Annotated in this window: 26 protein-coding genes and 2 pseudogenes; 24 read left to right on the forward strand and 4 right to left on the reverse strand. The window is 72.8% G+C overall.

Annotated elements, in window-relative coordinates; translation table 11 throughout:
- Positions 1-15: 15 nt before the first annotated feature.
- From JT362_RS05300 to folK, 14 genes and pseudogenes are all read left to right on the forward strand, one after another.
- The gene (locus JT362_RS05300) at positions 16-1,101 is read left to right on the forward strand and encodes an Rv3626c family coenzyme F420 biosynthesis-associated protein (RefSeq protein ID WP_260189876.1); all 1,086 of its coding nucleotides are present in this window, start codon (positions 16-18) and stop codon (positions 1,099-1,101) included.
- 114 nt (positions 1,102-1,215) lie between these two features.
- Complete coding sequence (gene tilS / locus JT362_RS05305; protein WP_375546454.1) at positions 1,216-2,157, forward strand: tRNA lysidine(34) synthetase TilS; 942 nt, start codon at positions 1,216-1,218, stop codon at positions 2,155-2,157.
- Between the two features lie 11 nt (positions 2,158-2,168).
- Entirely contained in the window at positions 2,169-2,723 is a 555-nt protein-coding gene (gene hpt, locus JT362_RS05310; protein ID WP_260190389.1) for a hypoxanthine phosphoribosyltransferase, read from the forward strand.
- Entirely contained in the window at positions 2,720-3,391 is a 672-nt protein-coding gene (locus JT362_RS05315; RefSeq protein ID WP_260189877.1) for an ESX secretion-associated protein EspG, read from the forward strand. The genes hpt and JT362_RS05315 overlap by 4 nt, the downstream gene beginning before the upstream one ends.
- Before the next feature lie 94 nt (positions 3,392-3,485).
- Positions 3,486-3,851, forward strand: coding sequence for a hypothetical protein (locus JT362_RS05320; protein ID WP_260189878.1), 366 nt, complete (start codon positions 3,486-3,488; stop codon positions 3,849-3,851).
- Positions 3,848-4,408 (forward strand): DUF3558 family protein, encoded by a 561-nt coding sequence (locus JT362_RS05325; RefSeq protein ID WP_260189879.1) that lies wholly within the window; start codon positions 3,848-3,850, stop codon positions 4,406-4,408. Before JT362_RS05320 ends, JT362_RS05325 begins: the two co-directional genes overlap by 4 nt.
- A gap of 14 nt (positions 4,409-4,422) precedes the next feature.
- Entirely contained in the window at positions 4,423-5,799 is a 1,377-nt protein-coding gene (locus JT362_RS05330) for a hypothetical protein (protein WP_260189880.1), read from the forward strand.
- A 1-nt stretch (position 5,800) separates the two neighbouring features.
- Positions 5,801-6,544 (forward strand): ESX secretion-associated protein EspG, encoded by a 744-nt coding sequence (locus tag JT362_RS05335; RefSeq protein ID WP_260189881.1) that lies wholly within the window; start codon positions 5,801-5,803, stop codon positions 6,542-6,544.
- Positions 6,545-6,746: 202 nt separating this feature from the next.
- The gene (ftsH, locus tag JT362_RS05340; RefSeq protein WP_260189882.1) at positions 6,747-9,131 is read left to right on the forward strand and encodes an ATP-dependent zinc metalloprotease FtsH; all 2,385 of its coding nucleotides are present in this window, start codon (positions 6,747-6,749) and stop codon (positions 9,129-9,131) included.
- A gap of 78 nt (positions 9,132-9,209) precedes the next feature.
- Positions 9,210-9,377, forward strand: a pseudogene (locus JT362_RS05345) (GTP cyclohydrolase I); the annotation flags it as partial.
- A gap of 600 nt (positions 9,378-9,977) precedes the next feature.
- Positions 9,978-10,325 (forward strand): annotated as a pseudogene (gene folE, locus JT362_RS05350) (GTP cyclohydrolase I); the annotation flags it as partial.
- Positions 10,326-10,369: 44 nt separating this feature from the next.
- The gene (gene folP, locus JT362_RS05355) at positions 10,370-11,170 is read left to right on the forward strand and encodes a dihydropteroate synthase (protein WP_260190390.1); all 801 of its coding nucleotides are present in this window, start codon (positions 10,370-10,372) and stop codon (positions 11,168-11,170) included.
- Entirely contained in the window at positions 11,167-11,547 is a 381-nt protein-coding gene (folB, locus tag JT362_RS05360; RefSeq protein WP_260189883.1) for a dihydroneopterin aldolase, read from the forward strand. Before folP ends, folB begins: the two co-directional genes overlap by 4 nt.
- Positions 11,544-12,041 (forward strand): 2-amino-4-hydroxy-6-hydroxymethyldihydropteridine diphosphokinase, encoded by a 498-nt coding sequence (folK, locus tag JT362_RS05365; protein ID WP_260189884.1) that lies wholly within the window; start codon positions 11,544-11,546, stop codon positions 12,039-12,041. The genes folB and folK overlap by 4 nt, the downstream gene beginning before the upstream one ends.
- Positions 12,042-12,164: 123 nt before the next feature.
- On the opposite strand, the gene JT362_RS05370 is transcribed toward folK, so the two are convergent.
- Positions 12,165-13,091, reverse strand: coding sequence for a MerR family transcriptional regulator (locus tag JT362_RS05370; protein WP_260189885.1), 927 nt, complete (start codon positions 13,089-13,091; stop codon positions 12,165-12,167).
- Positions 13,092-13,152: 61 nt separating this feature from the next.
- On the opposite strand from JT362_RS05370, the gene JT362_RS05375 reads away from it, so the two are divergent.
- The 7 genes from JT362_RS05375 to JT362_RS05405 all read left to right on the forward strand — a co-directional run bounded on the left by JT362_RS05375 (position 13,153) and on the right by JT362_RS05405 (position 19,586).
- Positions 13,153-13,638: a DUF3180 domain-containing protein gene (locus tag JT362_RS05375; protein WP_260189886.1), complete on the forward strand. Its 486-nt coding sequence runs from the start codon at positions 13,153-13,155 to the stop codon at positions 13,636-13,638.
- A 58-nt stretch (positions 13,639-13,696) separates the two neighbouring features.
- Positions 13,697-15,193 carry a DUF6779 domain-containing protein gene (locus JT362_RS05380; protein ID WP_260189887.1) on the forward strand — a complete coding sequence of 499 codons (1,497 nt, stop codon included), beginning with the start codon at positions 13,697-13,699 and terminating at the stop codon, positions 15,191-15,193.
- Positions 15,194-15,279: 86 nt separating this feature from the next.
- Positions 15,280-16,434 (forward strand): PrsW family intramembrane metalloprotease, encoded by a 1,155-nt coding sequence (locus JT362_RS05385; protein WP_375546446.1) that lies wholly within the window; start codon positions 15,280-15,282, stop codon positions 16,432-16,434.
- 76 nt (positions 16,435-16,510) lie between these two features.
- Positions 16,511-17,413, forward strand: coding sequence for a Rossmann-like and DUF2520 domain-containing protein (locus JT362_RS05390; RefSeq protein ID WP_260189888.1), 903 nt, complete (start codon positions 16,511-16,513; stop codon positions 17,411-17,413).
- The gene (gene panC, locus JT362_RS05395; protein ID WP_260189889.1) at positions 17,410-18,297 is read left to right on the forward strand and encodes a pantoate--beta-alanine ligase; all 888 of its coding nucleotides are present in this window, start codon (positions 17,410-17,412) and stop codon (positions 18,295-18,297) included. Before JT362_RS05390 ends, panC begins: the two co-directional genes overlap by 4 nt.
- Before the next feature lie 12 nt (positions 18,298-18,309).
- Positions 18,310-18,804 carry an aspartate 1-decarboxylase gene (panD, locus tag JT362_RS05400; RefSeq protein ID WP_260189890.1) on the forward strand — a complete coding sequence of 165 codons (495 nt, stop codon included), beginning with the start codon at positions 18,310-18,312 and terminating at the stop codon, positions 18,802-18,804.
- Between the two features lie 5 nt (positions 18,805-18,809).
- Positions 18,810-19,586, forward strand: a complete 777-nt coding sequence (locus JT362_RS05405) for a type III pantothenate kinase (protein ID WP_260189891.1) — start codon at positions 18,810-18,812, stop codon at positions 19,584-19,586.
- Here JT362_RS05405 and JT362_RS05410 read toward each other — a convergent pair.
- Positions 19,583-20,329, reverse strand: coding sequence for a class I SAM-dependent methyltransferase (locus JT362_RS05410; protein WP_260189892.1), 747 nt, complete (start codon positions 20,327-20,329; stop codon positions 19,583-19,585). The two genes, JT362_RS05405 and JT362_RS05410, sit on opposite strands and share 4 nt — an antisense overlap.
- 54 nt (positions 20,330-20,383) lie before the next feature.
- Here JT362_RS05410 and lysS point away from each other — a divergent pair, with 54 nt between their 5' ends.
- Positions 20,384-21,883 (forward strand): lysine--tRNA ligase, encoded by a 1,500-nt coding sequence (lysS, locus tag JT362_RS05415; protein ID WP_260189893.1) that lies wholly within the window; start codon positions 20,384-20,386, stop codon positions 21,881-21,883.
- Positions 21,884-22,010: 127 nt separating this feature from the next.
- The gene (locus tag JT362_RS05420) at positions 22,011-22,358 is read left to right on the forward strand and encodes a histone-like nucleoid-structuring protein Lsr2 (protein ID WP_260189894.1); all 348 of its coding nucleotides are present in this window, start codon (positions 22,011-22,013) and stop codon (positions 22,356-22,358) included.
- A 22-nt stretch (positions 22,359-22,380) separates the two neighbouring features.
- On the opposite strand, the gene JT362_RS05425 is transcribed toward JT362_RS05420, so the two are convergent.
- Positions 22,381-23,610, reverse strand: a complete 1,230-nt coding sequence (locus JT362_RS05425) for an MFS transporter (RefSeq protein WP_260189895.1) — start codon at positions 23,608-23,610, stop codon at positions 22,381-22,383.
- Between the two features lie 67 nt (positions 23,611-23,677).
- Between JT362_RS05425 and JT362_RS05430 the strand changes: the two genes are divergently transcribed.
- Positions 23,678-24,655, forward strand: coding sequence for an ArsR/SmtB family transcription factor (locus tag JT362_RS05430; protein ID WP_260189896.1), 978 nt, complete (start codon positions 23,678-23,680; stop codon positions 24,653-24,655).
- A gap of 3 nt (positions 24,656-24,658) precedes the next feature.
- On the opposite strand, the gene JT362_RS05435 is transcribed toward JT362_RS05430, so the two are convergent.
- Positions 24,659-25,312 (reverse strand): (2Fe-2S)-binding protein, encoded by a 654-nt coding sequence (locus JT362_RS05435; protein WP_260189897.1) that lies wholly within the window; start codon positions 25,310-25,312, stop codon positions 24,659-24,661.
- Positions 25,313-25,530 lie beyond the last annotated feature (218 nt).

Here is a 25,530-nt window from a genome sequence, read left to right on the forward strand (position 1 = left end):
GGTAGCGTCGCCGGTGTGAGCGCAGCCGCGGAGTCGGAGGAGTCGACGGTGCCCAACACGCCGGTCGACTGGGGCATCGCGGTGGCCACCGCCCACCGGCTGATCAAGCCGGGCCCGGTGGTGCCGAAGGAGGAGGCCGAGCGCACCGTCGGGCAGCTGCGCGAGGTCACCGGTGTCGCCGAGGCCCACGTGCGCGAGCTGACCGGCCTCGGCGCCGACCTGCCGCTGCTTCCCGGCGACGTCGTCGACCGGCGCGGCTGGGTCACCGCCGCGGCCGAGGGGCTCGAGGCGCTCACCGATGGCGCACTGCCGGCCGCCGGCCAGGGCCGGGCGATCGGTGGCGTGCTCGCCGGCAGCGCGGGCGTGCAGGCCGGCATGGTGCTGGCCTACCTCGGCGGCCGCGTGCTCGGCCAGTACGACCCGTTCGGCGGGGACGAGAACGGCGGCCGGCTGCTGCTGGTTGCGCCGAACATCGTCGCCGCGCAGCGCGCGCTGGACGTGCCGGGCGAGGACTTCCGGATGTGGGTGTGCCTGCACGAGTGCACCCACCGGCTGCAGTTCACCGCGGTCCCGTGGCTGCGCGACTACTTCGCCGGCGAGGTGCGCCGGTTCCTCACCGACCTGGACGACTCTGCGTCCGGCGCGTTCAACCGGCTGCCCGAGATGATCCGGACCATGCGCCGCCGTCCGGATGACGACACCACCAGCAGCAGCGGCCCGATCGGGCTGGTCGAGATGCTGCAGACCCCGCAGCAGCGGGAGGTGTTCGACCGGCTGATCGCCCTGTCCACCCTGCTCGAGGGGCACGCGGACCACGTGATGGACGCCGTCGGCCCCAGCGTGGTGCCCAGCGTCGCCACGATCCGCGCCCGCTTCACCGCCCGCCGCCGCGGCGGCGGCATGCTCGACCGCGTGCTGCGCACCGTGCTCGGCGTCGACGCCAAGGTCAAGCAGTACGCGGTCGGCGCGTCGTTCACCCGGCACGTCGTCGACGCCGTCGGCATGACCGGCTTCAACGCGATCTGGACCTCGCCGGACACCCTCCCGCTACGCGCGGAACTCGGCGACCCGGCCGCCTGGGTCCGCCGTGTCCACCCGTGATCGTGAGCGGAGCGACGGAGCGTCCGGCGGCTGGACTGAGGAGCGCGCGCAGGCGCGCCAGCGCCGAGCACGCGACGAGGGAAGCCGCCGGGTAGCGGAGGAGCGGAGCGAACCATAGATACAGCGAGCCAGGCCGTCGACGACACTCGGCGAGCCGTTCGTGACCTGCTCGACGAGGCCGGCGGTCCCACCGACGTCGCCGTCGCCGTCTCCGGTGGGGCCGACTCCCTCGCGCTCGCCGCGGCCACCCAGCAGCTCGCCGACCGGCGCGGGCTCGCCGTCCTCGGGCTGATCGTCGACCACCGCCTCCAACCCGGCTCCGCCGACGTCGCCGAGCGGGCCGCCAAGCAGCTCCACCACCTCGGCCTGCCCGAGGTCCGCGTGCTCACCGTCGACGTCGAGGGCCCCGGCGGCCCGGAGGCAGCCGCCCGGCGCGCCCGCTACGCCGCCCTGCGCGACGCCGCCGCCGGCCGGCTCGTCCTCCTCGGCCACACCCGCGACGACCAGGCCGAGACCGTCCTGCTCGGCCTCGGCCGCGGCTCCGGCCCGCGCTCGATCGCCGGCATGCGCCGCCTCGACCCGCCGTGGGCGCGCCCGCTGCTCGACCTCCCGCGCACCACGACCGCCGCCGCCTGCGCCGACCTCGGCCTCGACCCGTGGCAGGACCCGCACAACGCCGACCCCGCGTTCACCCGCGTCCGGCTGCGCCGCGAGGTGCTGCCGTTGCTCGAGGACGTCCTGCGGGGCGGCGTGGCGAAGGCGCTCGCCCGCACCGCCGCCCAGCTCCGCGAGGACACCGAGGCGCTCGACGCCCTCGCCGCCCGGGTGCCCGTCGAGAAGGACGGGATCGAGGTGGCCGCGCTGGTGGGGGAGCCGCCCGCGCTGCGCCGCCGCGTGCTGCGACGATGGCTCCTGGGCGCCGGGGTCCGGGAGCTGACCGACGCCCAGCTCCGGTCCGTCGACGCGTTGATCGGCGAGTGGCGCGGCCAGGGCGGTGTGTGGTTGCCGGGCGGCCTCGAGGTCCGCCGGGCGAGTGGCAGGCTCACGGTGAGTTGAGAGGGGACCTTGTGTACGGCGACGACATCGCCTCCGTGCTGATCACCGAGAAGCAGATCGAGGAGAAGATCGGGGAGCTGGCCAAGCAGGTCTCCGACGACTACCCGGAGCGCGGCGACCGCGACGACCTCGTGCTCGTCGGCGTGCTCAAGGGCGCGGTCATGTTCATGACCGACCTGGCCAGGTCGCTGTCGGTGCCGGTGCAGATGGAGTTCATGGCGGTCAGCTCCTACGGCTCGGCCACCTCGTCGTCCGGCGTGGTGCGCATCCTCAAGGACCTCGACCGCGACATCGCCGGCCGGCACGTGCTGATCGTCGAGGACATCATCGACTCCGGGCTGACCCTGTCCTGGCTGCTCAAGAACCTGGCCTCGCGCAACCCCGCGTCGCTCGAGGTGTGCACACTGCTGCGCAAGCCGGACGCGGTGAAGGTCGACGTGCCGGTCAGGTACGTCGGCTTCGAGATCCCCAACGAGTTCGTCGTCGGCTACGGGCTCGACTTCGCCGAGCGCTACCGCGATCTGCCCTACATCGGCACCCTCGACCCGAAGGTCTACTCCTCGTGAACATCCTCTCGCCGCTGGAGCTGGACTTCCTGTGGGAGTCGGTCGGCGCCGGCGAGCTGCCGTACCCGCTCGAGTCCCGCTCGCACGGCACCACCGTCGACGAGCGGGGCGCGCTGCGCCGCCGGGTGCTCGGCGACCGGCCCGTCGTCGACCACGTCGAGGACTGGCTGACCGTGCTGGCCAGGGCCGACCGCAGCGTCGACGCCGTGTTCCTGGCCGAGCCGGACGCGCGTCCCACCTCCGCGATCGCCGCCGCCCTCGACGACCGGGCGCTGCTCGCGACCCAGCACGGCGACGGCGTGTCGCTGCGCCCGATCGACCCGGTCTCGCTGGCGTCGTCGGTCGTCGACCTGCTGCCGGCCGCGCCGCGCGGCACCGAGCCGTCGGTCACCATGCCGGCCGACGAGCTGGCCGCCGGCGGCCGGACCGGCGCGGACCGCGAGGTGCTCGCCCGGTTCGCCGAACAGCGCCACCTGCGCGTCGGCCAGCTAGCGGCGAACGCCAGGCGGCTCGGTGGGCGGGCCAGGTCGCCGGTGCTGTCCTGGTTCGACACCGACACCGGCCGCTACCTGACCTACACCACCGACGGCTGGGTGACGATCGCGCCGGCCGACGCGCCGACGCTGCGGCACCGGTTGATCGAGATGCTGGGGTCGTTGGTCCGGTGATTCCGTACACGGCCGTGTGGGCCGTGCGATAACCTCGGTTGCGGTGACGCATCGCACCTGGGGCGGTGCTGCGAGGGTTGAACAGGGGAGCAGCGTGTACGAGGCAGTGGGTGGCGCGGTAGGCGCGTTCAGCAAGGCGGCGGCGAGCGGCCAGGTCTCCATCGAGGCCGAGGCGGCGCAGGACGCCCTGACCAAGATCACCAAGGTCAAGGACGAACTGACCACGCTGCTGCGTGACGCCGGGTCCGGCGGCGCGGACGTGCAGCTGGGCGCCAACCCGGTCGGCCAGGCGATGGCCCGCAAGTCGGTCGGCCGGTACGACGGCGGTGACTCCTTCGTCGCGGCGCTGCGCCTCCTGCAGGAGCAGACCGACCTGGCGGAGCGGGCCCTGCGGCGCAGCATCGACAACTACACCGACATCGACCTGGGCCACGCCCAGCACTACGGGCGCCAGGCGTGAACCGTGCCGTGACGGCGGCGGCGCTGCTCTGCGCCGCCGGTCTCACGGTGCTCGCCGCGTGCGGCCAGTCCACGGCCGGCGAGCCGATGCCGTCCGACGTGCCAGCTCAGGAGGAACAGACCTCGAGCGAGGCCCCGGCCACCGAGCCGGACGACTACACGCTCACCGACCTCTGCGGCCTGCTCGAACCGGACGAGGCGGCGCGGCTGCACGCCCCGTCCGAGGGGCGGCCGACCAACAGTGTCTCGACCGGCGCCGACCTCTGCACCTGGCGCGGCGAGATGTACCTGGTCGCGGGCGCGCAGCCGGGTGGCACGACCGAGGGCTTGGAGAGCGGTCCGGACCAGATCCTCGAACCGGCCGAGGTGGCCGATATGTCCGCGTTGCGGAAGAAGACTCCGTCGCTCAAAGCCTGTGAGCTGCTCTTCGAGCTGCCGAGCGACACCCTGTTCAGCATCAGTGCGGGACCACTCTCCAGCGGTGAGGGCAAGTACGACTCGTGTGCCGTGGTCGACGAGTTCGCGGCCATCACCGTGCCGAGAGTCAAGGACGACTAGACAAGGGGGAGGCCATGGCGCCCAACAACGAGAACCAGCCCTACAACACCCAGGTGTACGCCGGGGACACCGCGGACGCCCTGCAGAACATCCCCTTCATGGGCGGTGCGTTCAGCACCCAGTTCGAGAACACCATCAGCGCGGCGCAGGCGAGCAACCTCGCGCCCGAGGTGCGGATGGGTGACGACCACGTCCTGGGCGACACCCCCAACTGGCACGGGTACTCCAGCCAGCAGCTGTACGACTTCGCCATGCGGGGCAACGTCCCCAGCACGGCGGACGCGCTCGGCCGCGGCTTCACCGACGGCGGCAACCGGCTCGCGGAGGCGGCGAACGGGCTCTTCGAGGCCGTCACCGCGCTGGAAGGTGCCTGGACCGGCGTGGCGGCCGACTCCGCTCGTGCCGCGCTCGCCCCGCTCGCGCAGGCCGCCGGCCAGACCGGGCAGACCGCGCAGATGATGGGCGTGCAGATGTCCCGCCAGTCCGTGGCCGCCACCGAGGTGCGCAAGCTGCCGCCGCCGCAGGAGGTCGACCAGCAGCAGGCCATGCAGTCGATGCTCACCGGCGGCCCGGCCGCCATGCAGGCCGACCTGCGCGCCCAGCGGGAGGCCGCCAACGCGGTCAAGCGCGAGCAGATCAGCTACCTCGAGGCCTACACCCGCTCGATGAGCGATGTCGACCAGCAGACCCCGAGCTTCGTCCCGCCTCCGACCGGCTCCATCAACCCCGATGCGGGCGGCGGATCCCGGATCACCGGCTCGTCCGTCCCGGTGCCGCACTCCGGCGGTGGGTTCGAGGGCGGCACGTCGACCGGCAACCCCGGCGGCGGCTGGGTCGGCGCCGCTCCCGGCTCGGCGGTCGGCGGACAGACGCCGGCCTTCGGCGAGGGCGAGCTGGACACCGGCGACCTGACCATCCCCGGCACGATCCCGAACACCTCCGCCTCCGGCTTCACGTCGCACACGCCCTCGGTCACGCCCAGCGTGTCGCCCGGCGGCATGCCGGGCTCCGTCCCCGGCGGCGCCCCCGCGGCCCCGGCGGCCGGTGCGGGCGGCTTCGGCGGCGCGTTCGGCAACTTCGGCGCCGGTGGCGGCGCGGGCGGCACCGCCGCCGGTGCTGGCGGCACGGGTGCCGGCCAGGGCAGCGGCACGGGCGCACGCGGCATGGGCCCGACCGGTGCGGGTGCCGGCGGCGCGGGCACGACCGGCGGCGTGACCGGCCGCGGCGGTGTCGGCGCCGGTGCCATGGGTGCCGGCGGACGCAAGGCCAACGGCGAGGACGACGACGAGCACGAGCGGCCGTCGTACCTGGTCGAGGGTGACCCGGACAGCGCGTTCGGCAGCGACCAGCTCACCGCCCCGTCGGTCATCGGCGGCGACGGGAACGAGTGACATGCCGGGTGAGCGCCGAATCGGGCCGCTCGCGCTGGACTTCCTCTGGGAGGCGCTCGGCGCGGGTGAGCTGCCCTATCCGCTCGAGGTCCGCTCGCACGGCGCGACCATGGACGAGCGCGCCGCGCTGCGCCGCCGGGTGAGCGAGGACCTGGTCTCAGCCGGCCTGATCGACCACGGCGGCCGGCTCGAGCCGGAGCTGGAGGACTGGTTCGGCGTGCTCGCCCAGCCCGACCTCAGCATCGACTCGGTCTTCCTGCCCGAGCTGGACGCGCCGCCGGTGCTGGCGCTGGCCGCGGCCGGCCGCGCCGGCGCCGTGCTCGCCGTCCAGCACCGGCAGGAGCTGCGGCTGCGCCCGATCCCCCGGGACGGCCTGGTGTCGGCGATCGTCGCGATGCTGCCCGGCGCCCCGCGCGGCACCGAGCAGTCGATCTCCGTTCCGGCGGCTGAGCTGGCGGCGGTACCGGCCGGGGCGGCCCAGCGGACCAGCGACGTCGAGACGAGGAAGGCCCTGGCGACGCTGACCGCGATGCCGAACCGGCGCGGCGGCCAGATCGGGGTGAACAGCCGCACCGACGTGCGCGGCCGCCGCCGGTCCCCGGTGCTGTCCTGGTTCGACAACGACAGCGGCCGCTACCTCACCCAGACCCGCGACGGCTGGGCCACCTTCGCCCCGGCCGACGCCGCGACCCTGCGGCACCGCATCGGTGAGCTGGCCACCCAGCTCACCGCCGACCGCCGCTGACCAGCGTCGGCGCCCGCGGGAACCGATCGGGACCCGCGGGCGTTGAGGTGAGGAGAGCACCACGCCGGGTATTCGCGACGTGGTCGCTCAGGAACGGGCGGTACGCTGGGTGGACCGGAGTGCATGTCCGGCCGGGTAATGGGCGCCATTGCCCCCACCACGCAAGTCAGGGAGGGTCGGGCCGCACCGCGGCCGTAAGTTGATGGACCGCAAGCGCCTGTTGCGCAACCCGCTGGTGTGGATCTTGGTGGTGTTGCTGCTCTACTTCCTGATCAGCATGCTGTTCGACGACACCCGCGGTTACACCGAGGTGCCCACCTCCAGGGCGATCAGCCAGGTGACCGAGGGCAACATCGAGTCGGCGGAGCTGGAGGACAAGGAACAGCGGATCAAGCTGACCCTCCAGGAGCCGATCGAGGTCGAGGGTCAGGACGTCACCCAGGTCATCACCCAGTACCCGGACGCCGCCGAGGGCATGATCTACCGGCAGCTCCAGGAGCAGGCGAGTGACGAGACCGAGATCAACACCACGGTCACCACGGACAGCTTCCTCACCCAGATCCTGATCTTCCTGATCCCGCTCGGCCTGCTGCTCCTGCTGCTCATGTGGATGATGAACAACGTCCAGGGCGGCGGCAACCGGGTGCTCAACTTCGGCAAGTCGAAGGCCAAGCAGCTGCCGAAGGACATGCCGAAGACCACGTTCGCCGACGTCGCGGGCGCGGACGAGGCGGTCGAGGAGCTCTACGAGATCAAGGACTTCCTGCAGAATCCCGGCCGCTACCAGGCACTCGGCGCCAAGATCCCCAAGGGCGTGCTGCTCTACGGCCCGCCCGGCACCGGCAAGACGCTGCTGGCCCGCGCGGTCGCCGGCGAGGCGGGTGTGCCGTTCTACTCGATCTCCGGCTCGGACTTCGTCGAGATGTTCGTCGGTGTCGGCGCCTCCCGGGTGCGTGACCTGTTCGAGCAGGCCAAGCAGAACGCGCCGTGCATCATCTTCGTCGACGAGATCGACGCGGTCGGCCGCCAGCGCGGCGCCGGCCTCGGCGGCGGCCACGACGAGCGCGAACAGACCCTCAACCAGCTGCTGGTCGAGATGGACGGCTTCGACGCGCGCGGCGGCATCATCCTGATCGCCGCCACCAACCGCCCGGACATCCTCGACCCTGCGCTGCTGCGCCCCGGCCGCTTCGACCGGCAGATCCCGGTGTCCGCGCCCGACCTCGCCGGCCGCAAGCAGATCCTGTTGGTGCACTCCAAGGGCAAGCCGCTCGACCAGGACGCCGACCTCGACGGGCTGGCCAAGCGCACCGTCGGCATGTCCGGCGCCGACTTGGCCAACGTCATCAACGAGGCGGCGCTGCTCACCGCCAGGCAGAACGGCACCATGATCGACGGCGCCGCGCTGGAGGAGTCGGTCGACCGGGTGATCGGCGGTCCGGCCCGCAAGAGCCGGATCATCTCCGAGAAGGAGAAGAAGATCACCGCCTACCACGAGGGCGGGCACGCGCTCGCCGCGTGGGCGATGCCGGACCTCGAGCCGGTCTACAAGCTGACGATCCTGCCGCGCGGCAGAACCGGCGGGCACGCGCTGGTCGTGCCCGAGGACGACAAGCAGCTGATGACCCGCTCGGAGATGATCGCCCGGCTGGTGTTCGCGCTGGGTGGACGCTCGGCCGAGGAGCTGGTGTTCCACGAGCCGACCACGGGCGCGTCGTCCGACATCGAGCAGGCCACCAAGATCGCCAAGGCCATGGTCACCGAGTACGGCATGTCCGCCCGGCTCGGCGCGGTCAAGTACGGCAAGGACGAGGGCGACCCGTTCCTCGGCCGGTCGATGGGCCATGGCGCGGACTACTCGCTGGAGGTCGCGCACGAGATCGACGAGGAGGTGCGCAAGCTCATCGAGGCCGCGCACACCGAGGCCTGGGACGTGCTCAACACCTACCGGGACGTGCTCGACAACCTCGTGATCGAGCTGCTGGACAAGGAGACCCTGCAGCGCAGGGACCTGGAGCGGATCTTCTCGAAGGTGGAGAAGCGCCCGCGGATCACCGCGTTCAACGAGTTCGGCGGCCGCACGCCGTCGGACAAGCCGCCCATCAAGACCCCGGGCGAGCTGGCCAAGGAACGCGGCGAGCCGTGGCCGCCGGTCACCGAGGAGGAGCCGACTCCGGTGCGCACCGCGCCGGGCGGCGCCGAGGTGCCGGGCGGCCCACCGCGGCCGAACCCCGCGCCTCCCGGCGGCAACGGCGCCGGGCCCAACGGCCTGCCGCATCCGGGTCCGCCGCCGCAGCCCGGCCCGTACGGGCAGCCGTACCCGGGTGCGCCGCAGCCCCCGCCGTACGGCCAGCCCGGTCCGACCGGCCCCAACTCGGGCCCGCCGAACTACGGCGCCCCGCCCGGGTGGCAGCCGGCCACCACGCCGCCCGGCCACCCCAACCAGCAGCAGCCCCAGCAGCCCCAGCAGCCGTGGCGGCCGTCGTGGGAGCAGGGCGACCGCAACCGGGAGCAGCCGGGTCCACATGGTGGACGGTCCGAACCGGACGACCGGGGTCAGGGCCCGGAGTGGGATGCTGGGCGCTGAGCCCAGAACTCCGGAGGCACGTTGACGGCTGACAGCTCCCAGCAGGGCCCGCTGTATCGCACGGGTGGACCGCTGCCGATGTTCGACCAGGCCCGCGCCGAGAAGGCCGTGCGCGAGCTGCTACTGGCGTGCGGCGAGGACCCGGACCGGGAGGGTCTGCAGGACACCCCGGCCCGGGTGGCGCGCGCGTACCTGGAGATGTTCGGCGGCCTCTACACCAACCCGGACGAGGTGCTGGACAAGACCTTCGCGGAGAGCCACGACGAGCTGGTCCTGGTCACCGACATCCCGACGTACTCGACGTGCGTGCCGGCCCGGCAGCCGGTGGACGCCGTCGGCGGGCCACTGGACGCCGCCGACGTGCGGGTCGGCGACCAGCTGTGGACCCTGGCCGCCGGCCGCGCCGAGCCGACCACGGTCACCCGGATCACCGCCCGGCCCGCGCGGCAGCTGGTCGAGGTGGTCACCCCGGGCGGCGGCTTCATCGTCACCCCCGACCACCCGCTGGCCACGCCGAACGGCTGGGCGGAGGCCGCGGACGTGGCCGGCACGGCCGTCGAGTGGACCTCACCGGCCGCGCTGACCCGCCCCCGCGCCCACGCGCTGCCTCGCCGCAGGTCCGTTCCCGTCGAGGTGCCCGCCGAAATTCCGTGCAGCGGTGACGGCTGGTGGCGCCGGCACGGGTTCGCCAAGGAGTCCCACCACACCGAGCTGGTGGAGTCCCGCTGGCAGCGGGTGACCACGGTGCGCCCGTTCGAGGCGCCGGCCGACTCGCCGTTCACCGTGTACAGCTTCACCTGCGACCCGCACCCGACGTTCCTGGTCGCCGGGCACCTGACGCACAACTGCGAGCACCACCTGGTCCCGTTCCACGGCGTCACCCATGTGGGGTACATCCCGAACGTGCAGGGCAAGGTCACCGGTCTGTCGAAGCTCGCCCGTCTGGTCGACCTCTACGCCAAGCGCCCGCAGGTGCAGGAACGCCTGACCTCGCAGGTCGCCGACGCGCTGGTACGCAAGCTCGACCCGCGCGGGGTGATCGTGGTCGTCGAGGCCGAACACCTGTGCATGGCCATGCGCGGCATCCGCAAGCCCGGCGCCCGCACCACCACGTCGGCGGTGCGCGGCATGCTGCGCACCTCGTCCACGTCCCGAGCCGAGGCCCTGGACCTCATCCGCGGACGGAGCCGGTGACCGTCGTGCACCCGTCCCTGCCCCGCCCGGGCCGGTGCGCGGTGATGGGCGTGCTGAACGTGACCCCGGACTCGTTCTCCGACGGCGGCCGCTACCTGGACCTGGACGACGCCCTGGCCCACGGCGTCGCGATGTGGACCGCGGGCGCCGACCTGGTCGACGTCGGCGGCGAGTCCACCCGCCCCGGTGCCGCCCGGATCGACGCCCCCACCGAGATCGCGCGGATCCGGCCCGTCGTCGAGGGCCTGGTCGCTGCGGGCGTGGCGGTCAGCGTCGACACCACCCGAGCCAGCGTGGCCTCCGCCGCGCTCGAAGCCGGTGCACGCGTGGTCAACGACGTCTCCGGCGGCCTGGCCGACCCCGACATGGCGCGGGTGGTGGCCGACGCGGGCGCGCCGTGGATCCTGATGCACTGGCGCGGGCCCAGCGACACCATGGACACCCTGGCGACCTACCGCGACGTGGTCACCGACGTCCGCGACGAACTGTCCGCCCGCGCCGACGCCGCGCTGGCCGCCGGAGTGGACGCGTCCGCCCTGGTCCTGGACCCCGGGCTGGGTTTCGCCAAGCGCGCCGAGCACAACTGGGCGCTGCTCCGCCGCCTCGACGTGCTGCTGGGTCTGGGCTTCCCGGTCCTGGTGGGAGCGTCCCGCAAACGCTTCCTCGGCACCCTCCTGGCCGACAAGACCGGCACCCCCAGGCCCCCCGATGGCCGCGAGGAGGCCACCGCCGTCCTGTCCGCGCTGGTGGCGTCGGCGGGTGCGTGGGGCGTGCGCGTGCACGACGTCATCCGTTCGCTGGACGCCGTACTGGTGGTCGAAGCCATGACCAAGGACGCTCTGTGACCGACAGGATCACCCTCACCGGCATCCGCGTACGCGGCCACCACGGCGTGTACGCCCACGAGAAGCGCGACGGCCAGGACTTCCTGGTCGACGTCACCGCCTGGCTGGACCTGGCCCAGGCCGCCCGGACCGACGCCGTGGAAGACACCCTCCACTACGGCGAACTGGCCGAACAGGTGGCCGAGATCGTCGGGGGCCCCGCCCGGGACCTCATCGAGACCGTCGGTGCCGAAGTGGCCGACCGCGTCATGCGCGACGGTCGTGTCCATGCCGTGGAAGTCACCATCCACAAGCCGAACGCCCCGATCCCCGTGCCGTTCGCCGACGTGGCCGTGACCGTCCGCCGCTCCCGCCGAGGCGGCCGGGCCCGCGCGTGACCAGGGCGGTCCTGTCCATCGGCGCCAACCTAGGTGATCGCCTGGCCAACCTCCGCATCGCCGTAACCGGCCTGTCCGAGTTCCTGGAAGCGGTGTCCCCCGTCTACGAGACGGCCCCCTGGGGCGTCACCGACCAGCCCGACTTCCTGAACGCCGTCCTGATCGTCCGGGACCCAACGGCCGACGCGTGGGCGTGGCTGCACCGCGCCCAGGCGCTGGAACAGCAGGCCGGCCGCATCCGCGACCGCCGCTGGGGCCCGAGAACCCTCGACGTCGACATCGTCACCGTCGACGGCGTCACCAGCGACCACCCCGACCTGCTGCTCCCACACCCCGGCACCCCCACCCGAGCCACGGTCCTCATCCCCTGGCTCGCGATCGCCCCCGAAGCCGAACTCCCCACCCACGGCCCGATCGCCGACCTCCTGGCAGCCCTCCCTCCCGAAGACCACCAGGCGGTCCGCCCCCGCCCGGACCTCGTCCTACGCCCCTGACCCGACCAACCGACCCCGCCATTCACCGGCGCGAGTTGTCCACAGCCCTTCCACCAACCCCCGAAACCGCCCCACTCCTCGGTAAGCTGGTGATCGGGGCCCGGAGGCCGACCCCCGATCACCTCAGCCGGCCGCCGCCCGCAGTGCGGCGATGATCCATTCGGCCTTCGGCACCTGGGTCGGCACCGGCTCCCAGCCGTTGATGATGCCCATCAGCTGCCAGTAGCGCTCGGCCCGCGCGTCCGTCCCCACGGCGAGCGCGTCCGCCGCCTCCCCGGGCGGCACGCCCATCGCCGTCGACACCTCCTCGGCCAGTGCCCGGCCCTCCGGGGACGACGGCGCCAGACCGCGCTCCATCGCCTCGCCCGCCTTGGTCGACCAGCCCCACCACTGCTGGTTCTGCTCGTCCGACGGGGCGACCAGCTTCTCGTCCTCGCCGCGTGCCCGGGTCGCCGCGTGGTGTTCGCCCATGCCGCGGATCCGGCGCCGGAAGTCCTCGTTCCGCACCAGCTCCGCCAGCTCGATCCACGCCTGCAACTGCTCCGGCGTCGGATCGTCCGGCAGTTCCGGCTTCGCCGAGCGCATCGCGGCCTCGAAGTCCGGGTGCATGTCCAGGCCACCCAGCACCTCGTCCCAGAAACCTTCGATCAGCCGCCGGCGCTCCTCGTCGGTCATCGCCGCCAGGTCCTTCATCACCTTCACCTCATCCAGCTCGGAACCATTGCGCACGACCGCACGCAGCACCGCGCGACGATGCCGCAGCACCCGGATCTGCTCGTCGAGCACGGACACGTGCTCCTTCGCCAGCTCCACCACGCTCGACCGGCCGGCCAGCGCCTCGGCGGCGTCGTCCAGGCCGAGGCCGAGCTCGCGCAGCGTGCGCAGCAGCTCCAACCTCGCCAGTGACGCCGCGTCGTAGAGCCGGTAACCGGAGTACGTGCGGTCGGCGGGCGGCAGCAACCCCTCGTCGGAGTAGAACCGGATCGTCCGGGTGGTCAGGCCCGTCCGGCGAGCGAGCTCGCCGATCGTGAACAACCCGCTGTCGCCCATGGCCACGATGCTCAACCTTCCAGTTGCTGGAGAGTCAAGCGCCGACTGTAACGTTGGGACCATGCACTTCACCCGGGCCCGTGACCTGGTGGTCGCCGGGGTGCTGGCCACCGGGGTCGTCTACCTTCTCGTCACCACCAGCTACGGGGACCTGCCGTCGATCCCGCGGCTCGCCGGGGTGACCCTGCTCGTGCTGGCGATCGTCGAGGCCGCGCTGGGCGCCTCGCTGCGTTCCCGCATCCGTGACCGTGGCCGAGACCGGCGACGGCCGGTGCAGGCGCTCACCGCGGCCCGCGCGGTCGCGCTCGCCAAGGCCTCGTCGTTACTCGGTGCGATCATGCTGGGCGCGTGGCTCGCGATGCTCGGGTACGTGCTCCCACGTCGCGCCGAGCTCACCGCGGCGGCCGCGGACACCCCCGGCGTGATCATCGGCGTGGGTTGTTCGGCGGTGTTGATCGGGGCCGCACTGTACCTCGAGTGGTGCTGCCAAACCCCCGATGACCAGGACAATCAACCGCCCGAGTACCGGTCGGGACCCGCCGCCTGACCAGATCGTTCGGCACGGATTGGTCTCGCGTTGGTAACGGGCCGGTACGGTGTGTGCCATGAACGCCCGCCGCGACTCGTCCGACGAGCCCACGCGCGGCTCGTTCGGCGGCAGGCTGTTACTCAGCGCAGCGGTCGTGTTCGCGCTCGGTGCCACCGCCGTGCTGATCCTCAGCGAGGAGCTGAAGTGGCTGCGGCTCGGCATCGTCGCCGCGCTGTGGGCCGCGCTCGCCGGCGCGTTCCTCGCCGCCCGCTACCGCCGGCAGGTCGCCGACCAGGAGGACGCGGCGGCCGAGCGGCAGGAACGCTACGAGCTCGAGCTGGAGCGCGAGATCGCCGCGCGCCGCGAGTACGAGCTCGAGGTCACGGCCGAGGCGAAGCGCAAGGCCGAGGCGGACGCCCGCGACGACATCGCCGCACTGCGCCAGGAGCTGTCCGGCCTGCGCCAGACCCTGGAGAGCCTGCTCGGCGGCGAGTTCCTCGTCGAGCGGTACGCCCTGCGCGCCGAGTCGACGCGGATGCGCTCCATCGACGACCCGTCGCTCAAACGCCTCCCCCCGGCGCGCCCGAGGGACGGCGACCTCGACGACATCGTGCCGTCGATGGTCCAGGATGCGCAGACCGACCTGATCGAGCGGGTGCAGGAGCTGCACCGCACGCGCCCGGTGGAGCCCGAACCGAGGCGCCCGGCCGACTTCCCCCTGCCGCAACCCCCCGAGCCGGTACGGGTCGAGCACCCGGCCGAGGTCTCCGACCGCTGGTTCGTCCCGGACGGCCTCGGCACCGACCAGCCCGCGCAGCAGCCGGAGCCCCACCCGTACGCGGCCCGCCAGTACGTGCAGCGAACCAGGGACACCCACCAGAACCAGCCGAACCGCCACACCGTCGCGTCCGGGTACATGGAGCCGGTCAGCCGCCCCCGCGCCTACCAGACCAGGCCCGACGGCTCCGGCTACAACCGCCCCCCCGCCCCACCCAACAGCCCCGCCGAGTCGTCGGGCTACGGGCATCCCGCGTCGACGAACGGTGCCGAGTCCTCGGGCTTCGCCCGCCCCGCCGGTTACGCCTCGCCCGCGAGCCCCGCCGAGTCGTCGGGCTACGGCCACCCGGCGTCGACGAACGGTGCCGAGTCCTCGGGCTTCGCCCGCCCCGCCGGTCACGCGCCCGCCACGAACCCGGCGGAGTCCTCTGGCTACCGGCACCCGGCCCGCCCGACTCCCGCTGAGTCCTCTGGCTACGGGCACCCGGCCCGCCCGACCCCCGCTGAGCCCTCTGGCTACGGGCACCCGGTCCGCCCGACCTCCGCACAGCGTGCCGAATCGTCCGGCTACTCCGCTCCCGCGCCGACCGGCGGCGAAGCCCCCAGCACCCCCGACACCGGCGGCCGCCGCCGTCGCGCTGAGGGCCAGCCGACCTGGCAGGAGGCCCACGCCGACGAGGCCGCCCCGTCCGGCTCCCACGCCGCCGGGCGCTCCGTCAGCGAACTCCTCGCCTCCCACGGCAGCCCCAACTCGCCGAACACCCCCCGCCGCCGCCGTCGCCGCCGCGAAGACTGAACCGCGCTCCGGTCGGGAGCACCCGGACGCGCCGCACCGTCGCAAATGGGCGATTCCCGGTGTGATCGGCATCGTAGGGTGATCCCGTGAGCCAGCCCCTCGTTCCGCACCGGCACTCGCCGCGTCGTCGTACGGTGCTGCTGCCGGCCATCGGGCTCGTCGTGCTCGCCGGGTGTGGGCTGGCGCTCCTCGCCATCAGCACCGCCAACGTCGGGCTGGTCGCCGAGCTCGTCGGGATCGTCGCGGCGCTCGTGCCGGTCGGGTCGGTCGTCGCCGCCCTGCTCTGGATCGACCGGTGGGAACCCGAGCCCGCCCGCCTGCTGTGGCTCGCGTTCGGCTGGGGCGCCAGCGTCGCCGCGATCACCGCGCTGCTGATCAACAACACCGCCGAGGCGGTCGGTGACGCGCTGCTCGGCCACGGGCACGGCGACACGATCAGCGCGGTCGTCTCCGCACCCCTGTTCGAGGAGGCCGCCAAGGGCGCGTTCGTCCTCGGCATCATGCTCTGGCTGCGCAACGAGTTCGACGGCGTGATCGACGGCGTCGTCTACGCCGGCTTCGTCGCCGCCGGGTTCGCGTTCACCGAGAACATCTACTACTTCGGCCGCGCGTTCGCCGAGTACGGCTTCGGCGACCCGACCACCCCGGGCGTGATCACCGCGTTCATCCTCCGCGGCGTCCTCGCGCCGTTCTGCCACCCGCTGTTCACCGCCATGATCGGCATCGGGATCGGGCTCGCCGTGCGCACTCCGAGCCGCTGGGTCCGCGTCCTCGCACCGGTCGGCGGGTACCTCGCCGCCGTCCTGCTGCACGCCATGTGGAACGCCGCCGCCACCCTCGGCACCGCCGAGACCTTCCTCAACGTGTACTTCCTCGTCATGGTCCCGGTCTTCATCGCCGGCCTGCTGTTCGTCGGCTGGCACCGGCGCCGCGAGCAGCGCATCGTCGCCCACGCCCTGCCCGGCATGGTCGAACGCGGCTGGGTCGACCCCGCCGACACCCGGCGCCTCGCCACGCTCGCCGCCCGCCGCGCCTGGCGGGCGAAGGTCGCCCGACGCGACGGCCGGCCCGCGGCCCGCGCTCTCGGCGGCTACCAGGCCGCGGTCACCGAACTCGCTTTCCTTTGGCACTCGATCCGGCTCGGCCTCGCCGGCGCCGACGCCGCCGAACGCGAGACCCAGCTCGTCGCCGCACTGCTCACCGCGCGCGCCAACCGCGAGTCCCCACCGCGCTCCCGGTGACCCTGATCACCCGGTTCGTGAACCCCTGTTCGGTAATGGTTACGCTCGATTTCACGCAGCACACGGGAGGCCGACGATGAACCGACCGGCGCGCCTGGCCGTCGGCGTGGTCTCCACCGGCCGGGTTGGCGCGGTACTCGGCGCCGCCCTGGCCAGGGCCGGCCACACCGTCGTCGCCGCGTCCGGCGTCTCCCGCGCCTCCACCCAGCGCGCCGAGGACCTGCTGCCCGGCGTCCCGCTGCTGCCACCGGACGAGGTCGTCCGCCGGGCCGACCTGGTGCTCCTCGCCCTGCCCGACGACGCGCTCGCCGGCATGGCGCGCGGGCTGGCCGCCGCCGGCGCGCTGCGCGCCGGCCAGATCGTCGTGCACACCTGCGGCGCGCACGGCGTCGACGTCCTCGCACCCGCCGTCGAGCACGGCGCGCTGCCGCTAGCGCTGCACCCGGTGATGACGTTCACCGGCCGCGCCGAGGACCTGGAACGGATCGCCACCTGCTGCTTCGGCGTCACCGCCGCCGACGGCGACGAGGCGGCGTGGAGCGTCGGCGAGGCGCTGGTCGTGGAGATGGGCGCCGAGCCGGTCCGGGTGCCCGAGGCCGCCCGGCCGCTCTACCACACCGCACTCGCGCACGGGTCGAACCACCTGGTCACGCTGGTCGCCGAGGCCGCCGACCTGCTCCGCGACGCCGGCGTGGGCAGCCCAGACCGGATGCTCGGCCCGCTGCTGTCGGCCGCGCTGGACAACGCGCTGCGGCACGGTGACCGCGCGCTCACCGGCCCGGTCGCCCGCGGTGACGCCGGCACCGTCCGCGCGCACCTGCACGTGCTCGCCGAACACGCACCTGACATGCTGCCCGCCTACCGCGCGCTCGCCGCGCGCACGGCCGGCCGGGCCGAACGGGCCGGCCTGCTGCGCGCCGACCTCGCCCCCGACGTCACCGCCGCGCTCGAGCACGGCCTCGGTGAGGAGCCAGATTGACCAGCCCGAAGTTCACGCCAGGCCGGCTGCACGTGCAGGCCGACGTCGACGAGGTCGTGCGGACCACCCGCGCGCTGCGCGCCGTCGGCCGCAAGATCGCGCTGGTGCCGACCATGGGCGCGCTGCACGACGGCCACCGCAAGCTGCTGCGCACCGCCCGCCGGCTGCCGAACGCCGTGCTGTCCGCGTCGATCTTCGTCAACCCGCTCCAGTTCGGCGCCGGTGAGGACTTCGACCGCTACCCGCGCCCGCTCGACGCCGACCTCGACGTCTGCCGCGACGAGCGGGTCGAGCTGGCGTTCGTCCCGGCCCGCGAGGCGCTCTACCCGCCGGACGCGCAGGTCACGGTGCACCCGGGCCCGCTCGGCGACGAGCTGGAGGGCGCCGCGCGGCCGGGGCACTTCGCCGGCGTGCTCACCGTCGTCGCCAAGCTGCTCAACATCGTCCGCCCGGACTACGCGCTGTTCGGGGAGAAGGACTACCAGCAGCTCGTGCTGATCAAGCGGATGGTCCGGGATTTGAACCTGGACGTGCGGGTCCTCGGCGTGCCGACCGTCCGCGAGCCGGACGGTCTGGCGCTGTCCTCCCGCAACGCCTACCTCGATCCCGGCCAGCGCGCCGCCGCGGTGGCGCTGTCCGCCGCGCTGGCCGCCGGTGCCGGGGTCAGCGTCGGCGGGGGCGAGGCGGTGCTCGACTCGGCGCGGGCCGTGCTCGACAAGGAGCCCGGCATCGAACTTGACTACCTCACACTGCGCGGGCTCGACCTGGGACCGGCACCGGAGCGCGGGGAGGCCCGCCTGCTGGTGGCTGCCCGCGTCGGGGAGACCCGCCTGATCGACAATGTGTCCGTGTTCCTCGGCGAAGTGCCCGGCGAACACCAGTAGGGGAGGACTGCGATGTTCCGCACGATGCTCAAGTCCAAGATCCACAGAGCCACCGTCACCCAGGCCGACCTGCACTACGTCGGCTCGGTGACCGTCGATCCGGTGCTGATGGAGGCCAGCGACCTGCTGGCCGGCGAGCAGGTCACCATCGTCGACGTCACCAACGGCGCCCGGCTGGAGACCTACGTCATCGAGGGCGAGCGCGGCAGCGGCGTGCTCGGCATCAACGGCGCCGCCGCGCACCTGGTGCACCCGGGCGACATCGTCATCCTGATCGCCTACGGGATCATGGACGAGGCCGAGTCCGCCGCGTTCCGGCCGAAGATCGTGTTCGTCGACGAGCACAACGCGATCCTCGACGAGGGCGCCGACCCGGCCGCCGTGCCCGCCGGCTCGGGCCTGGTGTCCGGCGCGGAGACCGCGTCCGGCGGGGAGTCCGAGTCGAAGCACGAGTCCGAGACCGCCGAGGCCGCCCTGCTCGACGCCCTGCTGCAGCCGGAGAGCTGACGCCGGTGCTGCTCGCCATCGACGTCGGCAACACGAACATCGCGCTCGGCCTGTACCAGGGCGACGACCTGGTGCGGGACTGGCGAATGCGCACCGACGCGCGGATGACCGCCGACGAGTTGGCTCTCACCATGCGCGGCCTGCTCGGCGAGCACGCCGACGCGATCACCGGCGTGGCCGCGCTGTCCACGGTGCCCGCGGTGCTGCGCGAGCTGCGGGTGATGCTCGGCCGGTACTACCGGGCGGTGCCCAGGGTGATCGTCGAGCCGGGCGTGCGGACCGGGGTGCCGCTGCTGGTGGACAACCCGAAGGAGGTCGGCGCCGACCGGGTGATCAACACGCTGGCGGCGCACCACCTGCACCAGACCGCGTGCGTGGTGGTCGACTTCGGCACGTCGACGAACATCGACGTGATCTCGGCCAAGGGCGAGTTCCTCGGCGGGGTGTTCGCGCCCGGCATCGAGATCTCGGTGGACGCGCTGGCCGCGCGGGCGGCGGCGCTGCGCAAGGTCGAGCTGGTCCGGCCGAGGACGGTGATCGGCAAGAACACCGTGGAGTGCCTGCAGTCCGGGATCATGTACGGCTTCACCGGCCAGGTGGACGGCCTGGTCCGCCGGATCGTCGACGAGCTGGACCACACCCCGCACGCCGGCGAGGTCACCGTCATCGCCACCGGCGGCCTGGCCCCCCTCGTGGTCGACGAGTCCGAGACGATCGTCGACCACCGCCCCGACCTCACCCTCCTGGGCCTCCGCCTGGTCTTCGAGCGCAACACCCGCTAGCGACGGCGGAGCCGGCGCGCGTTCGTGACCAGCGGCAGGTCGAACTCGCCGCCCGCGGTCTCCGGCCGGGCACGCAGGTAGGCCCGGACCCGGTCCAGCACCTCCGCCCGCTCCGCCGCGTCGACCATCAGCAGGCGCGAGTGCGTGCTCAGGTAGCCGACGGTCGACTCCACGGTCCTCGGCAGCGCGTGCCGGAACAGGGCCCCCTCGACCGGACCGAACCCCTCGTGCGGCGGCAGCTCGAGTCCACCCTGGAACCCGGGGCTCGCACTCGTGCTGGACGCCGCCATCAGCTCGGTGACCCAGTCGACGTCCGGGTCCTCGCCGTTCCAGAGCACACCGAGCGCGCCACCCGGCCGCAGCACCCGCGCGATCTCGGTCAGCGCCGCCACCAGGTCGAACCAGTGGAACGCCTGCCCGACCAGCACGGCGTCCACCGAGGCGTCCGGCAGCGGGATCGCCTCCGCCGTGCCGGCCATGGCACGCGCCGCCGGGAACCGCTCGGCGAGCACCCCGCGCATCCCGTCGTCCGGCTCGACCGAGGTCACCTCGAAGCCGAGGCCCAGCAGGCCCTCGGTGAGCTTGCCGGTGCCCGCCGCCAGGTCCAGCACGTGCCGCGGCTCGCGGGTGCCCACGTCGAGCACCCAGCGGATCGCGGCGGCGGGGTAGCCCGGCCGGTGCTCGTGGTAGGCGGCGGGGCGCCGGCCGAACGACCGCGCGCGACCCGGCTCACTGTCGGTCATGGTCGCACCGTAACCCGATAGTCCGCGCGGGAACGTTCTCCGTACCCTTTCCCCGTGACCGACGAAGCGCCTGCCCAGCCCGATGACCTGCCGGAGCAGCTGCGGATCCGCCGGGAGAAGCGGGCGCGGCTGCTGGACGAGGGGTTCGACCCCTATCCGGTCGAACTGCCGAGGACACACACCCTCGCGGAGATCCGGCGCGCCCATTCCGACCTGCCGCCCGACACGTCCACCGGAGAGGTGGTGGGCATCACCGGTCGGGTGATGTTCGTGCGCAATACGGGCAAGTTGTGTTTTGCGACCCTGGTCGAGGGGGACGGCACCGAACTGCAGGCGATGCTCAGCCTGAACAACGTCGGATCCGACTCTCTTTCCGCGTGGAAGGCCGACGTCGACCTCGGCGACCACGTTTTCGTGCACGGCGAGGTAATCACCTCCCGGCGCGGCGAGCTGTCCGTACTGGCCGACGAGTGGCGAATGGCGGCGAAGTCGCTGCGGCCGCTGCCGGTCGCGCACAAGGCGTTGAACGAGGAAACTCGCATTCGGCAACGCTATGTCGACCTGATCCTGCGACCGCAGGCCCGCGATACGGTCCGCACCCGCGCCGGGGTGACGCGCGCATTGCGAGACAGTTTCCACGAGCGCGGATTCATCGAGGTCGAGACCCCGATGCTGCAGACCTTGCACGGCGGTGCCACCGCGCGGCCGTTTGTCACACACTCGAACGCCATGGGCATGGATCTCTACCTGCGGATCGCGCCCGAGCTGTTCCTGAAGCGCTGCGTGGTCGGCGGTATCGAGAAGGTCTTCGAGATCAATCGCAACTTCCGGAACGAGGGCAGCGATTCCTCGCATTCCCCCGAGTTCGCGATGCTCGAGTTCTACCAGGCCTACGCCACCTACGACTCGATGGCCGTGCTGACCAGGGAGCTCGTGCAGGAGGCCGCGGACGCGGTGTTCGGCACCCGGGAGGTCACCCTCGCCGACGGCACCCCGTACGACCTGTCGGGGGAGTGGACGTCGCTGACCATGTACGGGTCGCTGTCCGACGCGCTCGGCGAGGAGATCACCCCGAACACGCCGGCCGAGGCGCTGCACAAGCACGCCGAGGCCCGCGACCTCGAGGTGGACCCGAAGCTGGGTCACGGGAAACTCGTCGAGGAGCTGTGGGAGCACCTGGTCGGGCAACACCTGGTCGCGCCGACGTTCGTGCGTGACTTCCCGGTCGAGACGTCCCCGCTCACCCGCCAGCACCGCACCGAGCCAGGGGTCGCCGAGAAGTGGGACCTCTACGTGCGCGGGTTCGAGTTGGCGACCGGATATTCGGAGCTGGTCGACCCGGTCGTGGAACGCGAGCGGCTCGTCGACCAGGCGAAGCTCCGCGCGACCGGCGACGACGAGGCGATGCGACTCGACGAGGACTTCCTGCGCGCGCTGGAGTACGGAATGCCGCCGAGCGGTGGTGTCGGAATGGGCGTCGACCGCTTGCTCATGGCCCTGACCGGCCTGGGCATCCGCGAGACGATCCTGTTTCCGCTCGTGCGCCCCGAATGAGTGCTCGGCGTCGGCTCGATCACTAAACCTGAGACGCGATTTGCGTTGACCTCCTAAGTGGGAGTATTTATATATCGAGCCGTCGAGACGCGTGTTCGGCCTCGAGTAGCAAACCTAGGAGGGCGCAGTGGCGCAGAAGGTCATGGTTACCCTGGTCGACGACCTTGATGGTTCCGAGGCCGAGGAGACCGTCGAGTTCGGTCTCGATGGCGCGTTCTACGAGATCGACCTGTCCGAGGACAATGCGGAGCGGTTGCGGGACGCGCTCGCCGAATACGTCGAGCACGCGCGTCGCGCCGGTGGCCGTAAGCGGCCGAGCGGCCGCGGTGGTGCCGGCCGGCCGCCGCGCACCGCGTCGGCGGATCGCGAACAGAACCAGGCAATTCGCGAGTGGGCCCGCAAGCAGGGCATGAACGTCTCGGATCGCGGTCGAATCCCGAAGGAGGTCACGGACGCGTACAACGCGCAGGCGTGACCCAAACCTTGATTAGCGTCGCTCACCGCACGGTTTCGAGGTGAGCGGGGGAGTTGACGTTTTCCCGCCGGGAAACGGACACCCGCCGGCCGATCCAGATCGCCGTGAGCACAGCGGAGACCCCGCCCAGTGCCATGGCCGTCCCGACCGGCAGCACCTCCGTGAGCAGGCCGAAGACCGTCGGTCCGACACCCTGGAAGGTCATCAGCCCGGTCGAGAGCAGGCTGAACGCCTGGCCGCCGCGATCGTCCGGGATGGCCTGCCGGAACGGCTCCTGCAGCCCGAGCGCGTAGGCGAAGCCGAACCCGGTCACCACGAGCAGCGCGCCGGCCACCGCGATGTGCACGTCCAGGGCGAACCCCGCGAGCGACAGTCCCTGGACCACGACCAGCGCCGCCACCAGCCGTTCCCGGCGGCGCGGCGCGAGCAGCCGGGCGACCACGAGGTTCCCGACGAACATGCCGGCGGCCTCGCACGCCAGCAGCAGCCCCGGTGACGACTCGGCGAAGCCGCGCAGCAGCGCGTACGGCACGATCAGGCTGAGCGCCCCGGTGACGAACGCCGGCGGCAGCCACATCGCGAACAGCAGCCGGCGCACGACCGGATCCCCGAGCAGCTCCCGGTTCCCCCGCCAGCTGCGCCGCAGCAGCTGACGCTCGCCGGACCGGCCGGGCGCCGGCAGGTTCGGCAGCAGCGTCAGCGTCCCGAGCGCGCTGGTCAGGTGCAGGCCGGCGACGACCAGCAGCGCGTGCGTCGGTCCGAGCACGGCCACCGCGGCCCCACCGGCGGCCAGCCCCAGCACCTGCGCGGCCGAGGCGGCGAGCTGGAACAGCCCGCGGCCGATCACGAAGGCGTCCCCGTCGAGCGTCTCGGCGGTCAGGCGCCCGGTGGTGCCGTTGAACACGGGCGCGAGGCAGCCGATGCCGGCGACCAGGACCAGGCAGGCCCACACGGGCAGCCCGGCCAGGGCGAGCACCGCGGCGCCGGCGGCTTCGAGCGTGTAGCCGGTGACGATCAGCAGTCGCGGCCGGACCAGGTCGGGCAGCGCGCCGATCACGAGCCCGCCGACGACCTGGGGCAGGAACGAGATGCCGTAGGTCAGCGCGCTGAGGAACACCGACCCGGTCGAGGTGAACACCACGACCGAGAGGGCGACCGTGCGGAGGGTGTCGGCGCCGATGGCGACCGAGCGGGTCCAGAACAGCACGCGGAAGACCGGTTCGGCCAGCACCTGCCGGAACGTCGTAGCCACCGGCCGATCCTGGACGCCCGGCTCCACTTCGGCCGAATCATTCGTCACCGGACGTAAGGTCAATCGCATGCTCCGGCTCACCGTCCACCGCGACGACCTCCTGAACAGCAGGTTCGCCGTGTCGCCGTTGTTCGAACTGGACAACCTGCTCCGCAAGCTCGACGGCCACACCCCGAGCCGGCTGCCGCCGGAGTGGCTGGCGCGGCTGCGCCCGGTGTACCGCGAGCTGCGCCGGACGACGGCCCTGCCCGCGGTGCAGGCGCTGCACGGGCCGGGGTGGGGGGCGGGTTTCGTGTCGCCGCCGCCGGCCGGCCTGGCCCAGACCATCGACGACGACCTCGCCGAGGTCCGGGCGACGCCGCTGGCGCTGGCGCGCAGTGAGATCGCCCGGTGCCTGCGGGGTCTTCCGGCGCAGCCGCGAGCGGTCATGGACGTGCTGGAGTCGCCGTCGGTGGTGTCGGTGGTCGCCGACACGCTGGAGACCGCGTGGCACGAGCTCGTCGGGGCGGACTGGCCGGCGCTGCGCGCGGTGTGCGAGCGGGACGTCGTCTACCGGGCCGGTCTGCTGAGCCGCTCGGGCTGGGCGGGCGCGCTGGTCGGCCTGCACGAACGGGTGAGCTGGCACGACGGCGAGATCCGGGTGCGGGACATGGTCGAGCAGGAGGTCGACCTGGGCGGGCGGGGGATGCTGCTGGTGCCGTCGGTGTTCGTGTGGCCGAAGCTCGGGGTGTACACGGACGCGCCGTGGCCGCACGGTCTCGCCTACCCGGCCCGGGGGACGGCGGCATTGCTGGAGCCGGAGTCCTCGCCGGCGCCGGAGGCGCTGGGTGAGCTGCTCGGCCGCTCCCGCGCGCGGCTGCTGGCGTCCCTGTCGGAACCGGCGAGCACCACCCAGCTCGCGACGACCCTGCGCCTGGCCCCGGGCGCGGTCGGTGACCACCTGGCGGTCCTGCACCGGTCCGGCCTGGTCACGAAGGCCCGCGCGGGCCGGTCGGTCCTCTACCGCCGCACACCACTCGGCGACGCGCTCGCGGCGACGTCCTGACGGCTACCTGGGCAGCACTCGGGGGCACGTCGAGCACGGGCCCTTGCCGCACTCGAGCAGGTAGTGGAAGCAGCAGCTCTCCCGCCGCCTGGTCCACCCGGCGCCCGTCTCGGCCGGTCGCATCGTCGACCCCGAGGTGAACGGCACCAACCGCTCCGGCAGCAACAGCGCACCGTCCACCACTCCGGCACCCTCGTCACCCCCGTACCGCCCGGCCAACAACATCGAGTCGTCCAGCGCATCGGTCGCCGCCGCCCACAGCGTGTGCCGGCCGAACCGCACCGTGGGGGCGAACGCCGCAACGAACCGCGACGCGTGCGCGGTAAACCGGCCCCGCAGCACCGCCGCCAGCGCCCGCTCGTCCGGCACCACCGTCGCCTCCGGCGTCCCCGCCGCCGGGTCCTCCGGCAGGCACACGAACCCCCGGTCTAGCAGCGCGATCGACTCGGGATGGGGCCTCGGTCGAGCCACCCGGAACGCCAGGTGCTCAGGACGCAACGACGGCACCCGCCGCTCGTGGTGGAACAGCAGCGCCGCGAGGTACGCGGGCACCGACAGATAGAACGTCATGACGTAACCGGCCGTGGCCCGTTCGGGTGCCTCGCCGTACTGGTCGATCAGCCATTCGCCGAGCTCGGCCCGCCAGCGGGTGAACAAGCTGACATCGGACAGTAACGATGCGCAATTCACCCAATCGTGGGTATCCTCGGGGGTGCCGACCTGGAGAGCCACCCTGGCCTGGCGAGACCCCGCGCGCGCCACCGACTCGGCGAGGGCGTCTCGCCGGGTGTCGGTCACGAAGCGTAGGCTCGTACTGGTCCGCACGGGCGGTCTCCACTGGTCCGAGTGGTTGTGAGGTATGCCTTAACTTACCG

The organism is Actinophytocola gossypii (assembly GCF_025165815.1).
Classification (GTDB): Bacteria; Actinomycetota; Actinomycetes; order Mycobacteriales; family Pseudonocardiaceae; genus Actinophytocola; species Actinophytocola gossypii.